We start from the raw sequence: 4,106 nt of genomic DNA, 5'->3' as shown, positions 1-4,106 counted from the left end.
CCGCGCCCGCCCTCAGGTGCACCTCAGCGCCTGCCCGCGCAGTTGCGCCAGCGCCCGCGTGCAGCCCTATACCCTGCTGGCCAGCACGCCCGATCACTACCAGCTCTACCAACGCACGCCCGAGGCACCCGGTTTCGGCCGTCTGCTGGCGCCGGCCATGACCATCGACGAGGCCGGCGCCTGGTTCGCCCGCCAACACCCCGCAGGAAAACCCGATGCTTGATTACATCCGCGACGGCCAGGAAATCTACCGCCGCTCCTTCGCCACCATCCGCGCCGAGGCCAACCTCGACGGCATCCCCGCCGACCTGGAGAAACTCGCCGTACGGGTGATCCACGCCTGCGGCATGGTCGACGTGGTGGAGGATCTGCGCTTCTCCGCCGGTGCCGGCGCGGCCGGTCGTGCGGCGCTGCTAGCTGGCGCGCCGATTCTCTGCGATGCGCGCATGGTCGCCGAGGGCATCACCCGCCCGCGCCTGCCGGCGAACAACCACGTGATCTGCACCCTGCATGACGCCGGTGTGCCGGAGCTGGCCCGCGAAGTCGGCAACACCCGCTCGGCGGTGGCCCTGGAGCACTGGCGCGAGCACCTGGAGGGCAGCGTGGTGGTGATCGGCAATGCCCCCACCGCGCTGTTCTACCTGCTGGAAATGCTCGACGCCGGCGCGCCCAAGCCGGCGCTGATCATCGGCATGCCGGTGGGCTTTATCGGCGCGGCGGAATCCAAGGATGCCCTGGCCGCAGACAGCCGCGGCGTGCCCTACGTGATCATCCGTGGCCGCCGTGGCGGCAGCGCCATGGCGGTGGCCGCGGTCAACGCCCTGGCCTCGGAGGTGGAATGATGGCTGGTCGTCTGCTCGGCCTCGGCGTCGGCCCCGGCGACCCCGAGCTGCTTACCCTCAAGGCCCTGCGTCTGCTCCAGTCGGCGCCGGTGGTGGCCTACTTCGTGGCCAAGGCCAAGCACAATGCCGGCCACGGCGGGAATGCCTTCGGCATCATCGAAAAGCACCTGGACGCCGCCCAACAGCGCCTGCCGCTGGTCTACCCGGTGACCACCGAGAAGCTCGCCCCGCCGCTGTCCTACGAGGATGTGATCGCCGACTTCTACGACACCTGCGCCGAGCAGATCGCCCGGCTGCTGGACGCGGGCCAGGACGTGGCGGTGATCTGCGAGGGCGACCCGTTCTTCTACGGCTCCTACATGTACCTGCACGATCGCCTGGCCGACCGCTACGAGGTGGAGGTGGTACCCGGCGTGTGCTCCATGCTCGGCTGCGCCTCGGTGCTCGGTACACCGCTGGTGTACCGCAACCAGAGCTTGAGCGTGCTCTCCGGCGTGCTGGCGGAAGACGAGCTGGAACAGCGCCTGCGCGACGCCGAGGCCGCCGTGGTGATGAAGCTCGGGCGCAACTTCGACAAGGTACGCCGCGTGCTGCGCAAGCTGGGCCTAGATGGCCGCGCCCATTACGTCGAGCGCGCCACCATGGCCAGTCAGAAGATCGTGCCGCTGGACGAGGTGGAGCCGATGGATTCGCCGTACTTCTCGATGATTCTGGTGCCCGGGCAGAAGTGGCGGGGATAACACCGCCAACGCTGTAGGAGCCGGCTTGCCGGCGATCCATTGCAGGCGCATCGCCCGCAAGCGGGCGCCTACGAAAAATACCTCGAAGCGCGTAGCCCGGATGCAATCCGGGAAACCCATTCCCCGGCTTGCATCCGGGCTACAGGATTTACCGCATGAACATCGTCATCCTCGGCGCCAGCGCGCTGGCCACTGCACAACGCCTCAAGGCGCTTTATCCACAGGCCGTGATCCATGGCCTGCGCGGCCGTGTCGATGTCGCAGAGCGCCATTACGACGACTTCGGTGACCACCTGCGCGCCCTGTATCGCGCCGGCCAGCCGCTGCTGGCGCTATGCGCCGCCGGCATCGTCATCCGCAGCCTGGCCGCGCTACTGGCGGAAAAGGGCACCGAGCCGCCGGTGCTGGCCCTGGCCGAGGACGGCAGCGCCGTGGTGCCGCTGCTCGGCGGCCTGGCCGGGGTCAATCGTCTGGCCCGCGAGATCGCCCCGCACCTGGGCGTGGCGCCGGCCATCACCACCAGCGGCGAACTACGCTTCGGCACCTGCCTGCTGGAGCCGCCGGCCGGCTATGCGCTGGCTGACCTGCAGCAGGGCAAGCGCTTCGTCAGCGATCTGCTCGGCGGCGAGAGCGTGCGCATCGAGGGCCAGGCGCCCTGGCTGGAGGCGGCGCAGCTGCCGGTGGATCAGACCGCGTCGCGGGTGATCCATATCACCGCCGAGCAACGCCCACCGAGGGCCGACGAACTGCTGATCCACCCGCGCGTCGCTGCCGCGCTGATCGAACGCCCCGGCGCCGACCTGGCCACCCGCCTGCAGCAGGCGCTGAGCGCCGCCAAGCTGGCGCCGCAGGCACTGGCCTGCCTGCTTGCGGACAAAGGCTGGATGGCCAATGCCGAGCTGCACGCGGCCGCAAGGGAGCTCAGGCTACCGCTGCGTTTTATCCACAGCGCCTCCCAGCTGCCTGCCGAATGCCACCGGGGCGACGGCCTGCGCCTGCTGCTGGGCGAACAACCACTGGATATCGAGCGCTTCGGTCAGCGCCGCGGCCGTCTTAGCGTGGTCGGCCTCGGCCCCGGCGCAGCCGAGCATATGACCCCGGCCGTGCGCCGTGCCCTGGACGAGGCCGAAGATCTGCTCGGCTACGACACCTACGTGAAGATGGCCGGCCCGCTGCGCGCCGATCAATGCGTGCACCCCAGCGACAACCGCGAGGAACTGCAGCGCGCCGCCCATGCCTTCGAACTGGCCGCCACGGGCCGCCGCGTGGTGATGATCTCCTCCGGCGACCCCGGCGTATTCGCCATGGCTGCTGCCGTGATGGAAGCGCTGGAAAGCCCGCAGAGCGAGGCCTGGCACGGCGTCGAACTGGAGGTGCTGCCGGGCGTCTCCGCCGCCCTGGCCACCGCCGCCAAGGCCGGCGCGCCGCTGGGCCACGACTTCTGCCTGATCTCCCTGTCCGACAACCTCAAGCCCTGGGCGGTTATCGAAAAACGCCTGCAGCATGCCGCCATCGCCGATCTGGCCATGGCCTTCTACAACCCGATCTCCAAGGCCCGCCCCTGGCAACTCGGCCGCGCCCTGGAGCTGCTGCGCCAGCATCGCGAACCGCAGACCCTGGTGGTGCTGGGGCGCGATATCGGCCGCCCGGCCGAAGCCCTGCGCACCCTCACCCTCGGCGAGCTGACCCCGGAGCTGGTCGATATGCGCACCCTGGTGATCATCGGCTCCAGCCAGACCCGCCGCTTCCCCCGCGCCGATGGTGGCGAGTGGGTGTATACGCCGCGCAGTTATCCACAGGATTGATGGGTGCGCACGGCCTAGGCGGCCCTGCGACACCCTGCGCCGACCCGTAGGGTGCGCTGTGCGCACCAGATCTATCCGGCGTCGACCCCCTGCATACCACGCTGCCGCCGAAAGGCCCCCGGCGCCACGCCGAAGCGCTGACGAAACAGCTTGCCCAGATGGCTGGCATCACTGACGCCGATCTCGTCGGCAAGCTGCGCCAGGCTGTGGCTGGAATTGAGCAGGCGCCAGCGCACATGCTGCAGGCGCAGCTCGTTCCAGTATTCGCGCGCACTCATGCCCTGGCTGGCATGGAACAGGCGGTCGAGCTGACGCCGGCTGATGCCGACGCTGGCCGCCAGTTGCTCGATGCCGTCGGCGCTGGCCAGGCCATGACGCATCAGGGCGATGGCGCGATCGACATGACGTTCGCCGCTCGGCGCCACCTGCAGTGAACGCAGCGCGTGCTGGCCGCTGCGCGTCTCGTCCACCAGCATATCGGCCAGGCCCTTGAGCGCGCGGGCCCGACCACTGCCCTGGGCCAGCAGTTCCACCGCCAGGTCGATGGCCGCCGCGCCGCCGGCGCAGGAGATTCGCTCGCCATCGAGGCAATACAGGCGTTCGCGGGCGAGGCGCACATGCGCAAAGCTGGCGCGGAACTCCGCCTCATGCCGCCAGTGCACCGCAACCCTGTGCCCGTCGAGCAGGCCGCAGGCGGCCAGCAGGAAGCTGGCATTGTC

4 protein-coding genes and 1 pseudogene are annotated in these 4,106 nt (G+C 69.6%); 4 read left to right on the top strand and 1 reads right to left on the bottom strand.

Annotated elements, in window-relative coordinates; all coding sequences use genetic code 11:
- The 4 genes and pseudogenes from N7333_RS24030 to cobJ all read left to right on the top strand — a co-directional run.
- Positions 1–223 (top strand): annotated as a pseudogene (locus N7333_RS24030) (precorrin-3B synthase); the annotation flags it as partial.
- A complete protein-coding gene (locus N7333_RS24025) occupies positions 216–842 on the top strand; it encodes a precorrin-8X methylmutase (RefSeq protein WP_129483730.1) in 627 nt (208 codons plus the stop codon). The pseudogene N7333_RS24030 and the gene N7333_RS24025, both read left to right, overlap by 8 nt.
- A complete protein-coding gene (locus N7333_RS24020; protein WP_177491276.1) occupies positions 839–1,582 on the top strand; it encodes a precorrin-2 C(20)-methyltransferase in 744 nt (247 codons plus the stop codon). The genes N7333_RS24025 and N7333_RS24020 overlap by 4 nt, the downstream gene beginning before the upstream one ends.
- Before the next feature lie 155 nt (positions 1,583–1,737).
- Positions 1,738–3,387, top strand: a complete 1,650-nt coding sequence (gene cobJ, locus N7333_RS24015) for a precorrin-3B C(17)-methyltransferase (protein WP_129483732.1) — start codon at positions 1,738–1,740, stop codon at positions 3,385–3,387.
- Positions 3,388–3,458: 71 nt separating this feature from the next.
- On the opposite strand, the gene N7333_RS24010 is transcribed toward cobJ, so the two are convergent.
- Positions 3,459–4,106 (bottom strand): helix-turn-helix domain-containing protein (locus N7333_RS24010; RefSeq protein ID WP_279859492.1); only part of this gene is annotated, 648 nt, incomplete at its 5' end.

The sequence above is a fragment of the Pseudomonas sp. GD04158 genome, from assembly GCF_029834875.1.
Taxonomy (GTDB): Bacteria; Pseudomonadota; Gammaproteobacteria; order Pseudomonadales; family Pseudomonadaceae; genus Aquipseudomonas; species Aquipseudomonas hydrolytica.
This window is presented reverse-complemented; position numbering and strand designations above follow the sequence as displayed.

Excerpts from the sequence above, each read along its gene's own strand:
- N7333_RS24020 (WP_177491276.1), top strand. The coding sequence starts at position 839 with ATGATGGCTGGTCGTCTGCTCGGCCTCGGCGTCGGCCCCGGCGACCCC.
- cobJ (WP_129483732.1), top strand. The coding sequence starts at position 1,738 with ATGAACATCGTCATCCTCGGCGCCAGCGCGCTGGCCACTGCACAACGC.
- N7333_RS24025 (WP_129483730.1), top strand. The coding sequence starts at position 216 with ATGCTTGATTACATCCGCGACGGCCAGGAAATCTACCGCCGCTCCTTC.